Genomic DNA, 16,091 nt, shown 5'->3' with positions numbered 1-16,091 from the left:
TTCTAAACAAATCGCTCTTTTACTTAACTTTTTTGACCAATTTCACCACTGCTTCGGTTCGAGCGGTATGGGGAAACATATCAACCGACTGAATGTAGTGGACATCGTAGACCTGACTGAGCTTGACCAAATCCCGAGCTAGAGTTGAGACATTGCAGGAAACGTAGACCATCTTTTCAGGTGCATAGCGAACAATCGTCTCCAGCAGCTTATCGTCCAGACCAGTTCGTGGCGGGTCTACAATCAAGGCATCCGCCCGATAACCTTCAGCGTACCAGCGAGGAATAATCTCCTCTGCCGTTCCAGCCTCGTAGAGCGTATTGTCAAAGCCCATCCGTTTCGCATTGCGCTTGGCGTCTTCAATAGCCTCAGGGATGATGTCCATTCCCCTCAGAGACTTGACCCTTTTAGCAAAGGCAAAGCCGATGGTCCCAACCCCGCAATAGGCGTCAATCAAATGATCTTCTTTCGTCACATCCAGCGCCTTAACCGCCTCCCCATAGAGCACCTCTGTCTGTTCAGGGTTAAGCTGATAGAAAGCTCGAGGCGACAGGGAGAACTCATAGTCCAGCACTCCTTCTTGGATAGCCTCCTCGCCCCAGATAATCTCTGTCTTATCCCCGTAAATCTCACTGGACTTGCTCGTATGATAATTAACCGCCACTGTCTCCAGCTCTGGAAATTCAGCCACTAGGTCTCGAACGACTGGAGAAAAGTCCAGCATACGCCCCGTCACAAAAATCATCTGCACCTGACCTGTCTTTCTGGCTCTGCGAATCATAACGGTACGCACTCCGGCAGTCTTCCTCTCATCATAGATTGGCAGCCTATACTTGCCTAAAAGCCTAGCCACCTTATTGATCATCTTTTGCGTTACCTTGTCCTGAACCAGACAATTTTTCAGCGAGACCAGATAGTGGGAATTCTGGGCATAGAGCCCAGCCTTAACCTCATCCTTAAATTTCCGAGTCTGAAACTGCAACTTGGCCCGATAATAGAGCGGCTCCTGCATACCGATGGTCGGACGAATCTCATAGTTCTCATAACCAGCTGGCGCAAATTTTTTCAAGGCCTGACGCAGCAGATCTTCCTTAAACTCTAACTGCTTGTCATAGTGGAGGTGCATGATTTGACAGCCTCCACAGCTATCATAAATTTCACAAGGTGCTTCCGCCCGAAATTTTGACCGCTTGTTGATGGTCAAGAGCTTGGCTTCGATGAAATTACGCTGCACCTTGGTCACCTGACAATAGACTTCTTCACCTTTCAAAGCCCCCGGCACAAAGACCAGCGTTTTCTTATAAAATCCAATTCCTTCCCCATTGATTCCCATTTTCTTGATTTTGAGAGGGATTCTTTGCTTAACTTTTACATTCATGCCTCTATTATACCACGCTAGAGTCAATTCGTTGAGAATATGTTACAATAAAAGTATGAAAGCAGAAAAAATATCCCTTCCACTAGCCCATTTCCCTGAGCAAATCCGAACTTATCTAGAGGGAGCCAACTTTTACGACAGCTCCTCACATTCAAGCGCCCGTGTTTTCTATGCCGATACGGGCTATTATTTGAAAATTGACCAAAAAGGCCAGTTAGCCCAAGAAGCCACACTTGCCAAATGGTTTGAGAAGCAAGAACTCGGTGTGCCTGTCACTCACTACCTATCAGCAGATCATGACTACCTGCTGACTAGAGAAGCCGAGGGCAAGGATGCTCTAGCCTTTCTTCAACAGCCAGAAGAGCTTTGCCAAACAATGGCTGCCGCACTCAAAAAACTTCACAGCATCCAACCCCAGCATTTCTCAATCCAGTATCGTCTCCAACACTATAAAGAGCAAGCAGAGCATAATTATCGGAAAGGCTGCTTTTATCAAAAAGCCTTGCTGCCTCAATTTCATATCCAAAGTCGAGAGGAAGCCTACCAGCTTATCCAAGAACAGGGACACCTACTGACGTCAGACTCCTTGATTCACGGAGATGCCTGCTTGCCTAATTTAATTCTGAAAGACGCTTCCACCTTCTCCTGCTTTATCGACGTTGGTTTCGCTGGCCTTAGCGATCACCACATTGATCTTTACTGGGCCATCTGGTCTCTTACTTATAATTTATCTGACCCCCAATACGCAGAGCTCTTTCTTGACTACTATGGCAGGAAGGATGTTAATACAGACAAACTGCGCTTGATAGCTGCCTTTGAAGCATTTAGTTAAAAGAAAGGACTTTACCAAATCCCCTATGAAAATCACAAAAATCGAAAAGAAAAAACGGCTCTACCTCTTGGAGTTGGACGACAGCGAAAAGCTCTATATTACAGAAGACACTATTGTCCGCTTCATGCTGTCTAAAGGGATGGAAATCACGGAGCAAGAGTTAAAAGAGATTCAAACTTACGCCCAATTTTCCTACGGAAAAAATCTAGCCCTCTACCATCTCTCCTTCAAGCAAAGGACTGCCAAGGAAGTCAAAGACTACTTAACCCAGCACGACATCCAACCAGACATCATCAGCCAAGTCTTGGACGCTTTGAAAAAAGAAAATTGGATTAACGACAGAAAATATGCCAATTCTTATATCCAATCCAACCTTCTCACCGGTGACAAAGGCGCTTTTGTTCTAAAACAAAAACTCAGTCAAAAAGGAATTTCTAGCACTATCATAGAAGACGAATTGAGCCAGTTTGATTTCACTGAATTAACAGACAAGGTTGCTGAAAAGCTGCTCAAAAAATACCAAGGAAAACTGCCCAGCAAGGCCTTACAAGATAAAATACTTCAATCCTTGATAAACAAAGGTTTTTCCTATAACCAAGCCAAAACCGCCTATCAGCATTTGGAAATCGAAGAAGACCAGGAAACCCAACAAGAGCTGCTCTATAAAGAGCTAGACAAGCAATACCGCAAGTACTCCAAAAAGTACGAGGGATACGACTTAAAACAGCGTCTGACACAAGCTCTGGCCCGCAAAGGCTATGATTTTTCGGACATTGCCAGCGCTCTAAGAGAATATCTTTAAGATTTTCTATGAAAACTTAGGCATTTTTATGAAAATATGTTACAATAAAGAGGATAAACTTATAAATTGTAGAAAGTTGGTAGGTTATGAAACTTCCCAAAGAAGGCGACTTTATTACAATTCAAAGTTATAAGCATGATGGGAATCTTCACCGCACTTGGCGAGATACCATGGTACTAAAGACAACAGAAAATGCCATTATTGGCGTTAATGACCACACACTGGTAACAGAAAGTGATGGCCGGCGCTGGGTAACACGAGAGCCTGCCATTGTCTATTTTCATAAGAAATATTGGTTTAATATCATTGCCATGATTCGTGATAATGGCACTTCATACTACTGCAACCTTGCCAGCCCCTACTATCTGGACAATGAAGCCCTTAAGTATATCGACTATGATTTAGATGTCAAGGTCTTCACAGACGGAGAAAAACGGCTGCTTGATGTAGAAGAGTATGAGCGTCATAAAAGGCAAATGAACTATTCGGATGATTTGGATTTCATTCTCAAGGAAAACGTCAAGATTCTGGTTGACTGGATCAACAACGAACGCGGTCCCTTCTCCGATGCTTATGTGAAAATTTGGTACAAACGTTATGTTGAACTAAAGAATCGATAAAGTTGTCAAAGAGCGCAAGCTCTTTTTTCTTGCTTTCTTTTCCAAAAATCCTTTGTCTAGTAAGGAAGCAATTTCTTGCAATTCCTACTTATTTCTTGTATGATAGAACCATCAATGCTGCTAGTAAAGCACTAGAGGACCAATTTCTGGTCCTCCACAGCAAAATTTCCAGAAAGGAGTGAGTCTCATGGCTTTTACCAATACTTGTGGTCGCTATGCCAGCTTTGGCGCTATCACTAGCCTTCCAGATGATGTGATTGACACTTTCTGGTACATCATCGACAACTTCCTTAAAGATGTTTTCCCTTTGAATAATCTGATTCGCTTCGAATTGATCAATAACGAAGGGAAGCTGACTTTTCGTTTTTCTGAGGACCATCTCGATACACTCATCTCCTTTGATTTCACCTATAAATTTGACCCATTCTACCCTCGCATGATCTACGTTGTGGATAATAACGGCAGAGAAACAGTCATGTTAGCAGACGAATATTCCATGTTTTAAGAAAGCAAAATCCAGTTGAGACACCATCACTATGAGCGGTTCTTCAACTGGATTTTTTTATTTTTTGTAAATCATTTTGATATGAGGCGTCGATTCAAAGATAAAGGGCTCTCCTTGACTTACAAAGCCGAATTTTTCGTAAAGCCCCACGACTTGCTCCTGAGCTTCAATTTCAATCATTTTTCCCGGCCACTTTTTCTCACAAAGAATCAAGATTTCCTCTACCAATCTATTCCCTAGGCCCTTTCCTCGGGCTGACGGGACCGTCACAAGGCGACCAAAAACGACTTTTTCATCTTCCTCAAACACGCGGGCATAAGCATCTATTTCCTCTTGCTCATTTACATGGAAAAGGTGCATAGCTGTTAGATCCTTCTCATCCAATTCATGATAGATTCGCTCTTGCTCGACGACAAAGGTATCGATCCGCAGTTTTAAAATCTTGTAAAATTCTAGTATATCCAACTCTTGCAAATATTTTTTATGCCACATGCTTGTTTCCGTCCTTGCTTTATTATATAATCATTGTAAATGCAACTATCAAAGGAGTTCTTATGGATTATCGTCAGTTATTTCGTCAAATGGGTTTCATCTCCCGTCAAGCCATGATGAAAATGAACCAAGAAGCTAGCCAATACGGGCTTGATAATAATCTCTTTCTCATTCTTACTCGCATTGTCGAACATCCCGCTATCCATCAATCTCAGCTGGCAGAGCTGCTTCAGATTGACAAGACTACTCTAAGCCGCTCCCTAAGAAAGCTGGAAGAAAGAGGCTTGATTGTCAAAAAGACCAAACAAGAGAACAAGAAATTCAAGGAACTCTATCCACTGACTCCTACACTTAAAGTATATGACAAGCTAATTGGTTACGAGGACAGATATATTCAGGCTAGTCTGCATCAACTGACTTCATCTGAACTCTTTCAGTTGGATCATATCTTACAGAAAATTCAAAACTCCCGACAAGAAAAATTATAACACAAAACAGTTGCATTTGCAACTATGTGATATTAAAAACTAAAGCTATTAAAAGCGGCTGCTTGCAAGTGACTAAGTGAGTCCTCCTAGTCTCTGCAAGCAAAACCGCCTTAATAGCTTTTTAAGTTAGTTGATTGAAGTCCCAGATTTGATCCATCCAGCCCTCATAGAAATCAGGCTCGTGGCAAACCATGAGGATGCTGCCCTTGTATTCTTTCAGAGCGCGTTTGAGCTCTTCCTTGGCATCTACATCCAAGTGGTTGGTCGGCTCGTCCAGAACCAGAACATTATTTTCTCGGTTCATGAGAAGACAAAGGCGGACCTTTGCCTGCTCACCACCTGAAAGAACTTGGATCTGGCTCTCAATGTGCTTGGAAGTCAAGCCACATCTGGCCAGAGCAGCTCGAACTTCTGCCTGATTGAGGGACGGAAAGGCGTTCCAGACTGCTTCCAGCGGTGTCTGACGATTGCCGCCTTCCACTTCCTGCTCGAAATAGCCTAGCTCCAGATAGTCCCCACGCTCGACTTGACCTGCGATAGGCGGGATAATCCCCAGCAAACTCTTGAGCAGGGTTGTTTTCCCAATCCCGTTCGCACCGATGATGGCCACCTTTTGGTTACGCTCAAAAGTCAGGTTAAGAGGCTGAGTTAGAGGCCGGTCGTACCCAATCTGCAAGTCCTTAGCTTGGAAGATAAAGCGGCCAGGTGTACGGGCAGGCTTGAAATCGAAGGATGGTTTTGGTTTCTCACTTTGCAGCTCAATAATATCCATTTTATCCAGTTTCTTTTGGCGAGACATAGCCATATTACGGGTCGCTACACGAGCTTTGTTGCGAGCCACAAAGTCTTTGAGATCCGCAATTTCCTTCTGCTGGCGTTCATAGGCTGCTTCCAGCTGAGATTTTTTCATCTCATAGACTTCTAAGAATTGGTAATAATCCCCAGAATAGCGGGTCAACTGCTGATTTTCCACATGGTAGACGATATTGATAACATCATTCAAGAAAGGAATATCATGGGAGATCAGGACGAAGGCATTTTCATAGTTTTGGAGGTAGCGCTTGAGCCAGTCAATGTGCTCTGCATCCAAATAGTTGGTTGGCTCGTCCAAGAGCAGGATATCTGGCTTTTCCAGAAGCAGCTTAGCCAAGAGAACCTTAGTCCGCTGCCCACCAGATAGCTCCGTCACATCACTCTCCATACCGTAGTCCATGACGCCTAGTGCTCGCGCAACTTCGTCAATCTTAGCATCTAGAGTATAGAAATCCCGGCTCTCCAAGCGGTCCTGCAACTCGCCCACTTCTTCCATAAGGGCATCAACATCGGCTCCATCCTCAGCCATGCTCATATAGATTTCATTGATACGGGCCTCAGTCTTGAACAGCTCGTCAAAGGCTGTCCGCAGCACATCGCGGACAGTTTGGCCCTGCTCCAACACAGCATGCTGGTCCAGATAGCCAGCCGTCACATACTTGGACCACTCGACCTTGCCTTCATCCGGCAGCATTTTGCCCGTCACAATGCTCATAAAGGTCGACTTCCCTTCACCGTTGGCACCAACCAGACCGATATGCTCTCCCTTGAGCAGACGGAAGGATACATCCTCAAAAATAGCCCGGTCCCCAAAACCGTGGCTGAGATTTTTCACTTCTAAAATACTCATCTTTTCTCCTCTATCATTGATTGCAGTTCCTTGATTATACCATCTTAGGAAGCCAATTGGCAAGAAAATAAAAGAGGCTGGGACAAAAGTCCTAGCCTCTCAATTGTCTTTGGATTGTCGAGCAAGACGCAGTGGTTGAGTGGGCTCTACTACGCTGATTACATCAGCTTTTACAGCCCTACTCAACTGTGCGGAGGTGGGACGACGAAATCGAATTCTAACGAATTACCGATTTCTGTCCCACTCTCTCTAACTTTATAAAACTTTTGCGCTAGTGCGGGTAATATCTTCTACTTTTATATTGTGTGCTTCAAACTTGGACTTCAAGGAAACCAAGTCAATGTCTCCGTCAATTTGTACCTCAATGACAACTTTACCGTCCTTACGAGGAATATTAACAGTGTTTGAAATATTGAGGTTTTCTTCGACAAGTAAGGCGATAATATGCGATAGGACACCAACCTCGTCTTCTGTGACAAAGCGCATTCGAACGCCCTTTTCGCCATAACCAGACACTTCTAGAAAAGCTTTGAAAATGTCGCGATCTGTAATGATTCCATAGACCTGCTCATTGTCAACAACTGGTAAGATTCCAATTTTATTTTTCAGCATCAAATAAGTCGCATCTTCCAGACTAGCATACTGGGAAATAGTAACGACATCGTGAATCATCACATCTTTTACTTTGGTTTTATTCAGAAGATAGTTCATTTCATAAATAGATAGGCTCGTTGCCTTTGATGGACTTGCTTCTGCGATTGTTCCCTCTGTCACAAGACCCACCAGCTTATCATTTTCAATCACAGGCAAGCGGTGCAATTTTTGGTCGCGCATAATATCTGCCGCATGCGCAATCGTTGTGTCTGGGCTAATGTATACAACCTTGCGTGTCATAAAATCTTTTACTGCCATGAGAAGCCTCCTCTAATTTCTTTTTCTAATCTTATTATACTGTATTTTCCAACTAATTTCAAACGCTTTCACAGTTTTCTCTTATGTTTTCAAAATTTAGAAAAATCAGGCAGGCTACCTATAAAAAAGTTAGATTCGCCTATGAGAAAACGAGGGGGAATATTTGACCCAACCTCGCTTTAGCCTATCTCTATAGTTTCTTGTCTAATACCACTAGCGACAAGATGACCAAAAACAATTGAAAGAAGAAATAGATCAGCCAAATGCTATTTTTCTATTATTTCTCTAAACTTCTAACAAAGGCCTGATAAGTCTGTTCCATTAGCATGGTAATGGTCATCGGCCCGACCCCTTTTGGAACCGGCGTAATGAGACTAGCCACTTCTGCCACTTCGTCAAATTTAACATCACCAATCAGCTTGCCATTTTCGTCCCGATTCATACCGACATCAATCACGACAGCTCCCTCCTTGACAAAGTCCTTGGTTACAAAGTGTCCTCGTCCGATAGCCACCACCAAAATATCAGCTTTCTTTGCAATTTTCGCTAAATGATGGGTCCTCGAGTGCGTCAAAGTAACGGTCGCATTTTTAGACAACAGAAGCTGAGCCATAGGTTTACCGACAATATTACTACGACCAATCACCACCGCATTCTTGCCTTCCAAGTCCACCTTATATTCGCGGAACATTTCCATGATTCCTGCTGGTGTAGAAGGAATCATCAAGGGATGTCCTGACCAAAGTCGCCCCATATTGGTTGGATGAAAGCCATCTACATCCTTGTCTGGATCAATGGCTAATAAAACCGCTTCATCATCAATATGGGCTGGCAAAGGAAGCTGGACTAGGATTCCGTGCCAAGCTGGATCCTGATTATATTTAGCAATCAAGGTCAGTAATTCTTCCTGACTTGTTGACTCAGACAGACGCACAACTTCACTGCGGAAGCCTGCAGCTAGTGCAGACCGCTCTTTATTTCTCACATAAACCTGACTGGCTGGATTGTCGCCCACCAAAATCACCACTAAACCAGGTTCCTGACCTGTCTCTGATTTTAACTTTGCTGTTTTTTCTGCAAGTTTCGCTTGAAGCTTTTCTGCTAAAGCTTTCCCGTCAATAATGTTTGCCATTCTTTTCTCATTTCTTTTTCACTATATTTATTCATTATATCAGAAATCCTTCTGTCCCACTTATACATTTTTCTTATATAAAGTTATAAGATTAAAGACTGAGCTTGACGAGCAAAATAAAAAAGCAGAAGCCTGCTTTTTAGTATAATAATTCATAAATTTCCATGGCAATCAAGTCAATACTATCGAAAGTATAAGTCTCACGCGCTGCCACATCACGCAGAGTAAAAATTGGTCCATTTTCTTCGTCGTAGCTGTACGCCACTTCGGCAACAACTACTCCTTCACGTTCAAAATTACGTTTTAAATTTCCACCATCTTTGGCCATAGCTTCCAAACGATTGATGATTCTAACTAAATGTGATTCCATTTTATTTCTCCTATTTACTTGCTTCTCTCCTATTTTACCATAAAAAGAAACTGAAATACCAGTAAAAGACCATTTTTTTATCTTTTTCGCGCTATAATTTCTCAAAAAATCAGTCTCAGGGAGGATTTTGTAGTAAATTCTTGCATTGTGCAAGAATACTGATATAATGAAACTATAATACTTTGACTATTTTTGACCATTTAAAAATAGGTGGATCTACGGCCAAAGAAAGAGGTAGAATATGCTTTGTCAAAATTGTAAAATCAATGAATCAACCATCCATCTCTATACAAATGTAAACGGAAACAAGCAGCAGATTGACCTTTGTCAAAACTGCTACCAAATCATGAAGACAGACCCTAACAATAGCCTTTTTCGAGGACTGACTCAGGCTAACAACCAAGGAATTGACCCTATTGATGATTTCTTTAACAGCCTTGGTAATTTCCAACAACCGCAAGAACCAAATCCAAATATCCCGCCAACTCAATCTGGAGGAGGCTACGGTGGCGGTGGCTATAGTGGCAATTCCAACCGTGGATCTGATCCGCGCCAACAGGCTCCGCAAAAGCCGAAAGGTCTCCTAGAAGAGTTTGGTATCAATGTGACTGATATTGCTCGTAAAGGAGAGATTGATCCTGTCATCGGTCGGGACGAAGAGATTACCCGCGTCATCGAAATCCTCAACCGCCGTACCAAGAACAATCCTGTCCTTATCGGAGAGCCTGGTGTCGGAAAAACAGCCGTGGTCGAAGGCCTAGCCCAGAAGATTGTGGATGGGGATGTGCCTCATAAACTACAAGGCAAGGAAGTTATCCGTCTCGACGTAGTCAGCTTGGTACAGGGAACTGGTATTCGTGGCCAATTTGAAGAGCGGATGCAGAAGCTTATGGATGAAATTCGCTCCCGTGAAGACATCATCCTCTTTATTGATGAAATCCATGAAATTGTCGGAGCAGGCTCAGCTGGCGATGGCAATATGGACGCTGGAAACATTCTTAAACCAGCTCTGGCTCGTGGCGAACTCCAAATGGTCGGAGCAACTACTCTCAATGAATACCGTATCATTGAGAAGGATGCAGCCCTCGAGCGCCGCATGCAGCCAGTTAAGGTGGACGAGCCGACAGTAGAGGAAACGATTACCATTCTCAAGGGTATTCAAAAGAAATACGAGGACTACCATCACGTCAAGTACACAGATGCGGCTATTGAAGCTGCGGCACTTCTCTCCAACCGCTACATCCAAGACCGCTTCCTGCCAGACAAGGCTATTGACCTCTTGGACGAAGCAGGCTCTAAGATGAATCTGACCCTCAATTTTGTTGATCCTAAGGTTATTGACCAGCGGCTGATTGAGGCCGAAAACCTCAAGACTCAGGCAACTCGTGACGAAGACTTTGAAAAAGCGGCTTACTTCCGCGACCAGATTGCCAAATACAAGGAACTCCAGAAGACAAGCGTGCTGGATAAGGATATTCCAATTATCAGCGAGAAAACAATCGAGCACATCGTGGAGCAAAAGACCAATATCCCAGTTGGCGACCTCAAAGAAAAAGAACAGTCTCAACTGGTCAATCTTGCCAGCGATTTAAAAGCTCATGTCATTGGGCAAGATGATGCCGTGGATAAGATTGCCAAGGCCATCCGCCGCAATCGGGTCGGACTGGGAAGTCCTAATCGCCCAATCGGCAGTTTCCTCTTTGTCGGACCTACTGGTGTCGGTAAGACTGAGCTGTCTAAGCAACTAGCCATTGAGCTATTTGGCTCTGCCGATAGCATGATTCGCTTTGATATGAGTGAATACATGGAAAAACACAGCGTGGCCAAGCTGGTTGGTGCGCCTCCAGGCTATGTCGGCTATGAGGAGGCTGGCCAGTTGACCGAGCGCGTCCGCCGCAATCCATACTCGCTCATTCTACTGGATGAGGTAGAAAAGGCCCATCCTGACGTTATGCACATGTTCCTGCAGGTTCTAGATGATGGCCGCCTTACCGATGGTCAAGGTCGGACTGTCAGCTTCAAGGACACCATTATCATCATGACATCCAATGCTGGAACTGGCAAGGCTGAAGCTAGCGTTGGCTTTGGGGCAGCTCGTGAAGGCCGTACCAATTCCGTCTTGGGTGAGCTGGGTAACTTCTTCAGTCCTGAGTTTATGAACCGCTTTGACGGTATTATCGAATTTAAGCCACTCAGCAAGGACAACCTCATGCAAATCGTCAACCTCATGCTGGACGATGTCAACCAGCGCTTGTCCACCAACGACATTCATCTGGATGTTACAGAGAAGGTCAAGGAAAAGCTAGTTGATTTGGGCTACGATCCGAAAATGGGTGCTCGCCCACTGCGCCGTACCATTCAAGATCATATCGAAGACGCCATTACTGACTTCTATCTGGAAAATCCAAGCGAAAAAGAACTCAAAGCTATCATGACCAGCAATGGCAAAATTCTCATCAAGTCAGCCAAAAAATCAGAGGCAGAAAAAACCAAGCTCGATGAAAGTCAAAACTAACTGACTTTGGCTCTGCATTTTGATAAACTTTTAAAAATAAAGCAAAAAGAGAACGGATAAAGTATTCTGTTCTCTTTTTGAATTCTATTAATTTTTAGTGGAGCTCACTGGATAGCCTTATCTTCTAGCGCTCTCTAGCGTAATTAACCATGTCATAAGGTAGAGTATTGGCTCTTTCTTTCAGTGAGTAATTTTCTAAATTATTGACATTTTGGCGCAGGCGTTTAGCATAGCTACTTGAGATCAATTTCTTTTTCTCGTATTCAAAGATGATTTTTCTCTCCAGATAGTAGCCCCACATCATTTCTGAGATGTTGTTAGGCTTGATACGTCTAATAACCCGCTCAATGAAGGCACCACTACCGATGATCTCCGTTTCTCTTAGTCGAGATTCCTGCAAAAAAGTAATTAGAGAAGGCTTATAGATACCTTTTAGATGTTCCAAACTTTCGATAATGACTTCGGTATTGGACAGGTAAAGCTCTGCTATATCCTCCATGTCCTCAGCAGTCAGGCGCTTAGCTCCCCCTTGCCTCCAAGAGCGCCATCTGGCACCAAGAGTGACGATTTCATGGAGCAACATGCGCAATACGCGCAGTGTAACGAGAAACATATAGGTAAAGCGAGAAACTAAGTTTCGATTGATGCCCTGCTCAATATTATGTAGGTAACGCTGATAAAGATGATAGCTACGATCGCTGATTTTTCCTTCCTCAAAAGCTTGCTCCAGACCATCATTCTCGATACTCAAAATCAATAATTTCAGAGCTGCCAAGTCTCGCTGAGTGGCCTTGTCTTCCTGTTCAAGGATTAGGTTTTCGATACGACCATGGTAATTGTCAATAGCCGCATAGAGAGGGGCCTTAGCCTTGGTTTGCTTGAGGCCTGCTTCCAGCTCACTCACCACTTCATTTAAAATAGCAATGTGCATGAGGTGCTCGTTTTCCTCTTCCCTTTCTTCAGACAGATGAGGAAGAGTGAGCAAACCTGTCAGAAAGCTAAGAAAGGTCACACCCGCTACCAAGAAAAGCAACAAAGGATGATCTTGCTCCAATTGACTCGGAATCAAAAGAATAGCCGCAATGGAGACGGTTCCTTTGACACCTGAGAAGGTCAGCAGCAGCATTTCCTTCAGGTAGTTTCCAACATTCTTGTGCAATCTTCTGATTCGAATGAAATAAAAAGTGAACAGCATAAGAAACCGAAGGGCAAAGAGTAGGAAAGTCAGAAGGACAATGCTCACGAGTAGCAAGAGATTATCGTAAATCGGGCTCTTTAAGATTGGCTCTGCAATCATCTCCAGCTCTATTCCTAAAATGATAAAGACAGAACCATTGAGCATAAAGTTCACTGTATTCCAGATGGTTTCTGTAACCGAATCCACCTGGGCTTCCAGAAGCGTTATCCGCTTGAAGCGGCTAGCCTTAAAGATACCTGCGACGACCACTGCGATAATCCCTGAAACATGGATTTCCTCCGCTAAAAAGAAGGTGACCAAGGGTAGGCTCAGCTCCAGCAAGAGCTCACTAGCAATATCTGATACTTGGGCACTCATCAACAGTTTATGCAACCAGCGATTAAGGGCTGCGCTGGCCATCCCAACAGCAAATCCTCCAATAATGGAAAGAACTAAGGAAATACTAGCTTTTCCTAGGGAAAAACTTCCTGTAGTCCAAGCCAAAAGAGCCACACGAAAAGCAACTAGACCAGACGCATCGTTGAGCAATCCCTCTCCTTTTAGGATATTTTCCACCCGCTTGGGGAAGGAAAAACGCTCTGATAGGGAAGCAAAAGCAACCAAGTCTGTCGGACCCAAAGCGGCTCCTACGGCAATGCAGGCCGCCAAGGGCAAAGCAGCCCAGAGAAGATGGGCCAGATAGCCCAAACCAAGCGTTGAAATAAAGATAACTGGAAAAATCAAATACAAAATGATCCGCCAGTGCTTGAGAATACTGGTAATATTGCTTTCCTCAGCCTCCCGAAAGAGCAATGGCCCAATTACCAAGGCCAAAAATAGCTCTGTATCTAAATGAAATTTCCCCTGAGGAAGGAGAAAACCAAGCGAAATCCCCAGCACAATTTGCACTAGAGGTAGAGGAAGCTGGGGCAGCAAGCGATTGGTCACATTCGATACAACCAATAAGAGCAAAAAAACAATCGTGTAGAGAAGGATTTCCATTTTGAACCTCCTTTATCTTTGCTGGCAGCACTCTTTAAACAATTCTTTTTGCGCTGAAATCTTTTGATCAATTTTGGATAGGTCGCGGTGCTCAATCATCTTTTGGCAGCGCTCCATCTCTAGATTCACCAATTTTTTCTTGATTCGCAGCATTTTTTTATTCATTTTGGCCTCGTCCAAAAAGCCATCATTCGTTTCTTCATTGGCAGACTCGACGTATTTGTTTCGTAAGCCAGCTAATTTTTCACGCAAATATTGTTTATCCATTTTTCTCCAAATGATTCCTTAGAAAGTTTTTAGCAATCTTGGAATCCTTATTTCCCTTTTAATTTCTCAATCATAACCAAAAAAGGTGGATTGTTAATCTGATTGATGGTCTTGTAGAGGGCGACAGTGAAGTCCTGCTGGGGCAGCTGACTGACGAAGTCTAGCACCGCATCTTTTTCAACTTCACCACCTTCATGCCCGTAGTAAATCATGATAGCTGCGCGGCCGCCTTTTTCCAAGCCTCGGCAGACCTTTTCCAGAGCTTCCAGCGTCGTATCGGGTCTTGTAATGACAGACTTGTCCGCCGAAGGCAGATAGCCAAGATTAAAAATAGCAGCCTTGAAATGGTCTGTATATTGGTCCAGAGTCTCATGGCCTGCCAAGATTAGCTTGGCATTGTCCAAGCCAGCTTCTGACAAGCGCTGGCGAGTCTTTTCCACGGCCTGCTCCTGAATATCAAAAGCATAAACTTGCTTGGCCAATTTAGCCAGAAAAAGGGTGTCATGTCCATTGCCCATGGTAGCGTCCACTACGGTATCTTCCTTGGTCACGACTTCTGCCAAAAAGGCATGGGCCATCTGTAAGGGTCTTAACATACGAATCTCTACTCCTTTGCTTTACAGCCTTGTTTGCTGCCACGACGACGCATTTCTGCCTCGATGGCATTGAGAACTTCCCATTTATTGAGGCTCCACATGGGACCAATCAACATATCCCTTGGAGCATCACCTGTGATACGGTGGATGACGATATGCTCAGGGATAATCTCCAGCTGGTCGCAGATGATGGAGACATACTCCTCCTGACTGAGCAGCTGTAGTCGCCCCTCATGATAATCCCGCTGCATACGAGTATTAGTCATCAAGTGAAGCAGGTGGAGCTTGATCCCCTGAATGTCATTGTCCGTCACACAGCGGCGGACATTCTCCAGCATCATCTCATGGGTCTCACCCGGCAGACCGTTAATCAAGTGAGAAACAATCTCCGCCTTGGGAGCCAGCTTACGAACCCGCTGGACCGTCTCCACATAGAGCTCATAAGAATGGGCACGGTTGATGAGGTCTGAGGTCTCCTCATAGGTAGTCTGAAGCCCCAGTTCCACGGTCACAAGCATACGATCGGACAAGTCAGCCAAGTAGGCGATGGTCTCATCAGGCAAACAATCCGGCCGAGTCCCGATATTGAGTCCAACGACACCTGGCTCGTTAATGGCTTGCTCATAGCGCTCACGGATTACTTCAAGCTTCTCATGGGTATTGGTGAAGTTCTGGAAATAGACCAGATACTTACGAACATCCGGCCACTTGCGGTGCATGAAGTCAATTTCCTTATAGAACTGCTCGCGAATGGGCGCATCTGGTGCCACAATGGCATCACCAGAACCCGAAACGGTACAGAAAGTGCAGCCTCCATGCGCCACGGTGCCATCTCGATTGGGACAGTCAAAGCCCGCATCAATGGGCACCTTAAAGGTCTTCTCTCCAAAAAGTTTTCGATAATAATCATTCAAAGAATTGTAAGATTTCATACCTTCCATTCTACCACAAAAAAGGACCTAGAAACAAAAATTTCCTCTTTCACTAAGAAAGAAGAAAATCATGTCTCCCATTGATATTGCTTGAGGTCCACACAGCCATTGGCCTTCAAGTTCACGCCCTCTGCCCAAAGCAAGTGCGCTTGCTCTTCCCAGCCCGGTGCGAGACGCCCTACCGCATTGACCACCCGATGGCAAGGATGCTTGCAGCCATAAAGCTCCGACTGACTGAGGATCTTTCCCACCAAGCGGGCATTTTTTGGCCGCCCAATCAAACGGGCAATCTGACCATAGGTCGCCACGCGCCCAGCAGGAATCTCATCTACAAGAGCTAAAACCGACTTGATGACTTCTGGATTCAAAACGGACAACCTCCTCCTCATCTCACTTGCTCCTATCTTA

Annotated in this window: 17 protein-coding genes; 6 read left to right on the top strand and 11 right to left on the bottom strand. The window is 44.4% G+C overall.

Annotated elements, in window-relative coordinates; translation table 11 throughout:
- Positions 1-19: 19 nt before the first annotated feature.
- Positions 20-1,378, bottom strand: a complete 1,359-nt coding sequence (rlmD, locus tag D8790_RS02800) for a 23S rRNA (uracil(1939)-C(5))-methyltransferase RlmD (protein WP_125387491.1) — start codon at positions 1,376-1,378, stop codon at positions 20-22.
- 55 nt (positions 1,379-1,433) lie between these two features.
- Between rlmD and D8790_RS02795 the strand changes: the two genes are divergently transcribed.
- The 4 genes from D8790_RS02795 to D8790_RS02780 all read left to right on the top strand — a co-directional run bounded on the left by D8790_RS02795 (position 1,434) and on the right by D8790_RS02780 (position 4,137).
- The gene (locus D8790_RS02795; protein ID WP_125387490.1) at positions 1,434-2,210 is read left to right on the top strand and encodes an aminoglycoside 3'-phosphotransferase; all 777 of its coding nucleotides are present in this window, start codon (positions 1,434-1,436) and stop codon (positions 2,208-2,210) included.
- A gap of 25 nt (positions 2,211-2,235) precedes the next feature.
- Positions 2,236-3,012 carry a recombination regulator RecX gene (gene recX / locus D8790_RS02790; protein WP_125387489.1) on the top strand — a complete coding sequence of 259 codons (777 nt, stop codon included), beginning with the start codon at positions 2,236-2,238 and terminating at the stop codon, positions 3,010-3,012.
- 86 nt (positions 3,013-3,098) lie between these two features.
- Entirely contained in the window at positions 3,099-3,632 is a 534-nt protein-coding gene (gene ntdP / locus D8790_RS02785; RefSeq protein WP_005590859.1) for a nucleoside tri-diphosphate phosphatase, read from the top strand.
- A gap of 187 nt (positions 3,633-3,819) precedes the next feature.
- The gene (locus D8790_RS02780; protein ID WP_048763759.1) at positions 3,820-4,137 is read left to right on the top strand and encodes a DUF960 domain-containing protein; all 318 of its coding nucleotides are present in this window, start codon (positions 3,820-3,822) and stop codon (positions 4,135-4,137) included.
- A gap of 57 nt (positions 4,138-4,194) precedes the next feature.
- Here D8790_RS02780 and D8790_RS02775 read toward each other — a convergent pair whose 3' ends face one another.
- Positions 4,195-4,629 (bottom strand): GNAT family N-acetyltransferase, encoded by a 435-nt coding sequence (locus D8790_RS02775; protein WP_125387488.1) that lies wholly within the window; start codon positions 4,627-4,629, stop codon positions 4,195-4,197.
- 62 nt (positions 4,630-4,691) lie between these two features.
- On the opposite strand from D8790_RS02775, the gene D8790_RS02770 reads away from it, so the two are divergent.
- Complete coding sequence (locus D8790_RS02770) at positions 4,692-5,117, top strand: MarR family winged helix-turn-helix transcriptional regulator (protein ID WP_125387487.1); 426 nt, start codon at positions 4,692-4,694, stop codon at positions 5,115-5,117.
- Between the two features lie 121 nt (positions 5,118-5,238).
- On the opposite strand, the gene D8790_RS02765 is transcribed toward D8790_RS02770, so the two are convergent.
- The 4 genes from D8790_RS02765 to D8790_RS02745 all read right to left on the bottom strand — a co-directional run bounded on the left by D8790_RS02765 (position 5,239) and on the right by D8790_RS02745 (position 9,194).
- Positions 5,239-6,780 (bottom strand): ABC-F family ATP-binding cassette domain-containing protein, encoded by a 1,542-nt coding sequence (locus D8790_RS02765; RefSeq protein WP_125387486.1) that lies wholly within the window; start codon positions 6,778-6,780, stop codon positions 5,239-5,241.
- Between the two features lie 255 nt (positions 6,781-7,035).
- Positions 7,036-7,692 (bottom strand): CBS domain-containing protein, encoded by a 657-nt coding sequence (locus D8790_RS02755; protein WP_048763750.1) that lies wholly within the window; start codon positions 7,690-7,692, stop codon positions 7,036-7,038.
- A gap of 277 nt (positions 7,693-7,969) precedes the next feature.
- Entirely contained in the window at positions 7,970-8,824 is an 855-nt protein-coding gene (locus tag D8790_RS02750; protein WP_045498974.1) for a bifunctional methylenetetrahydrofolate dehydrogenase/methenyltetrahydrofolate cyclohydrolase, read from the bottom strand.
- 139 nt (positions 8,825-8,963) lie between these two features.
- A complete protein-coding gene (locus D8790_RS02745; protein WP_005592360.1) occupies positions 8,964-9,194 on the bottom strand; it encodes a DUF1797 family protein in 231 nt (76 codons plus the stop codon).
- A 241-nt stretch (positions 9,195-9,435) separates the two neighbouring features.
- Between D8790_RS02745 and D8790_RS02740 the strand changes: the two genes are divergently transcribed.
- On the top strand, positions 9,436-11,709 hold the full coding sequence (locus D8790_RS02740) for an ATP-dependent Clp protease ATP-binding subunit (RefSeq protein WP_125387485.1): 2,274 nt from the start codon (positions 9,436-9,438) through the stop codon (positions 11,707-11,709).
- Positions 11,710-11,833: 124 nt separating this feature from the next.
- Here the strand turns inward: D8790_RS02740 and D8790_RS02735 are convergent, their stop codons facing one another.
- From D8790_RS02735 to D8790_RS02715, 5 genes are read right to left on the bottom strand one after another with little or no spacing between them, the layout of a single operon-like run.
- Positions 11,834-13,888 (bottom strand): cation:proton antiporter, encoded by a 2,055-nt coding sequence (locus D8790_RS02735; RefSeq protein ID WP_125387484.1) that lies wholly within the window; start codon positions 13,886-13,888, stop codon positions 11,834-11,836.
- Between the two features lie 12 nt (positions 13,889-13,900).
- Positions 13,901-14,155 carry a hypothetical protein gene (locus D8790_RS02730; protein WP_125387483.1) on the bottom strand — a complete coding sequence of 85 codons (255 nt, stop codon included), beginning with the start codon at positions 14,153-14,155 and terminating at the stop codon, positions 13,901-13,903.
- A gap of 47 nt (positions 14,156-14,202) precedes the next feature.
- Positions 14,203-14,751: a tRNA 5-(aminomethyl)-2-thiouridylate-methyltransferase MnmM gene (gene mnmM, locus D8790_RS02725; RefSeq protein WP_125387482.1), complete on the bottom strand. Its 549-nt coding sequence runs from the start codon at positions 14,749-14,751 to the stop codon at positions 14,203-14,205.
- 8 nt (positions 14,752-14,759) lie between these two features.
- Positions 14,760-15,692 carry a tRNA modification radical SAM protein MnmL/YtqA gene (mnmL, locus tag D8790_RS02720; RefSeq protein ID WP_125387481.1) on the bottom strand — a complete coding sequence of 311 codons (933 nt, stop codon included), beginning with the start codon at positions 15,690-15,692 and terminating at the stop codon, positions 14,760-14,762.
- A gap of 59 nt (positions 15,693-15,751) precedes the next feature.
- Positions 15,752-16,051, bottom strand: a complete 300-nt coding sequence (locus tag D8790_RS02715; protein ID WP_125387480.1) for an MGMT family protein — start codon at positions 16,049-16,051, stop codon at positions 15,752-15,754.
- Positions 16,052-16,091 lie beyond the last annotated feature (40 nt).

Origin of the sequence: Streptococcus cristatus, from assembly GCF_003943535.1 — a bacterium.
GTDB lineage: Bacteria > Bacillota > Bacilli > Lactobacillales > Streptococcaceae > Streptococcus > Streptococcus cristatus_L.
The sequence above is the reverse complement of the archived record's forward strand: the minus strand, read 5'-3'. Positions and strand labels throughout refer to the sequence as shown.

What these genes read in the sequence shown, in the direction of transcription:
- rlmD (WP_125387491.1), bottom strand. Translation starts at nt 1,378, where the DNA reads ATGAATGTAAAAGTTAAGCAAAGAATCCCTCTCAAAATCAAGAAAATG.
- D8790_RS02795 (WP_125387490.1), top strand. Translation starts at nt 1,434, where the DNA reads ATGAAAGCAGAAAAAATATCCCTTCCACTAGCCCATTTCCCTGAGCAA.
- recX (WP_125387489.1), top strand. Translation starts at nt 2,236, where the DNA reads ATGAAAATCACAAAAATCGAAAAGAAAAAACGGCTCTACCTCTTGGAG.
- ntdP (WP_005590859.1), top strand. Translation starts at nt 3,099, where the DNA reads ATGAAACTTCCCAAAGAAGGCGACTTTATTACAATTCAAAGTTATAAG.
- D8790_RS02780 (WP_048763759.1), top strand. Translation starts at nt 3,820, where the DNA reads ATGGCTTTTACCAATACTTGTGGTCGCTATGCCAGCTTTGGCGCTATC.
- D8790_RS02775 (WP_125387488.1), bottom strand. Translation starts at nt 4,629, where the DNA reads ATGTGGCATAAAAAATATTTGCAAGAGTTGGATATACTAGAATTTTAC.
- D8790_RS02770 (WP_125387487.1), top strand. Translation starts at nt 4,692, where the DNA reads ATGGATTATCGTCAGTTATTTCGTCAAATGGGTTTCATCTCCCGTCAA.
- D8790_RS02765 (WP_125387486.1), bottom strand. Translation starts at nt 6,780, where the DNA reads ATGAGTATTTTAGAAGTGAAAAATCTCAGCCACGGTTTTGGGGACCGG.
- D8790_RS02755 (WP_048763750.1), bottom strand. Translation starts at nt 7,692, where the DNA reads ATGGCAGTAAAAGATTTTATGACACGCAAGGTTGTATACATTAGCCCA.
- D8790_RS02750 (WP_045498974.1), bottom strand. Translation starts at nt 8,824, where the DNA reads ATGGCAAACATTATTGACGGGAAAGCTTTAGCAGAAAAGCTTCAAGCG.
- D8790_RS02745 (WP_005592360.1), bottom strand. Translation starts at nt 9,194, where the DNA reads ATGGAATCACATTTAGTTAGAATCATCAATCGTTTGGAAGCTATGGCC.
- D8790_RS02740 (WP_125387485.1), top strand. Translation starts at nt 9,436, where the DNA reads ATGCTTTGTCAAAATTGTAAAATCAATGAATCAACCATCCATCTCTAT.
- D8790_RS02735 (WP_125387484.1), bottom strand. Translation starts at nt 13,888, where the DNA reads ATGGAAATCCTTCTCTACACGATTGTTTTTTTGCTCTTATTGGTTGTA.
- D8790_RS02730 (WP_125387483.1), bottom strand. Translation starts at nt 14,155, where the DNA reads ATGGATAAACAATATTTGCGTGAAAAATTAGCTGGCTTACGAAACAAA.
- mnmM (WP_125387482.1), bottom strand. Translation starts at nt 14,751, where the DNA reads ATGTTAAGACCCTTACAGATGGCCCATGCCTTTTTGGCAGAAGTCGTG.
- mnmL (WP_125387481.1), bottom strand. Translation starts at nt 15,692, where the DNA reads ATGGAAGGTATGAAATCTTACAATTCTTTGAATGATTATTATCGAAAA.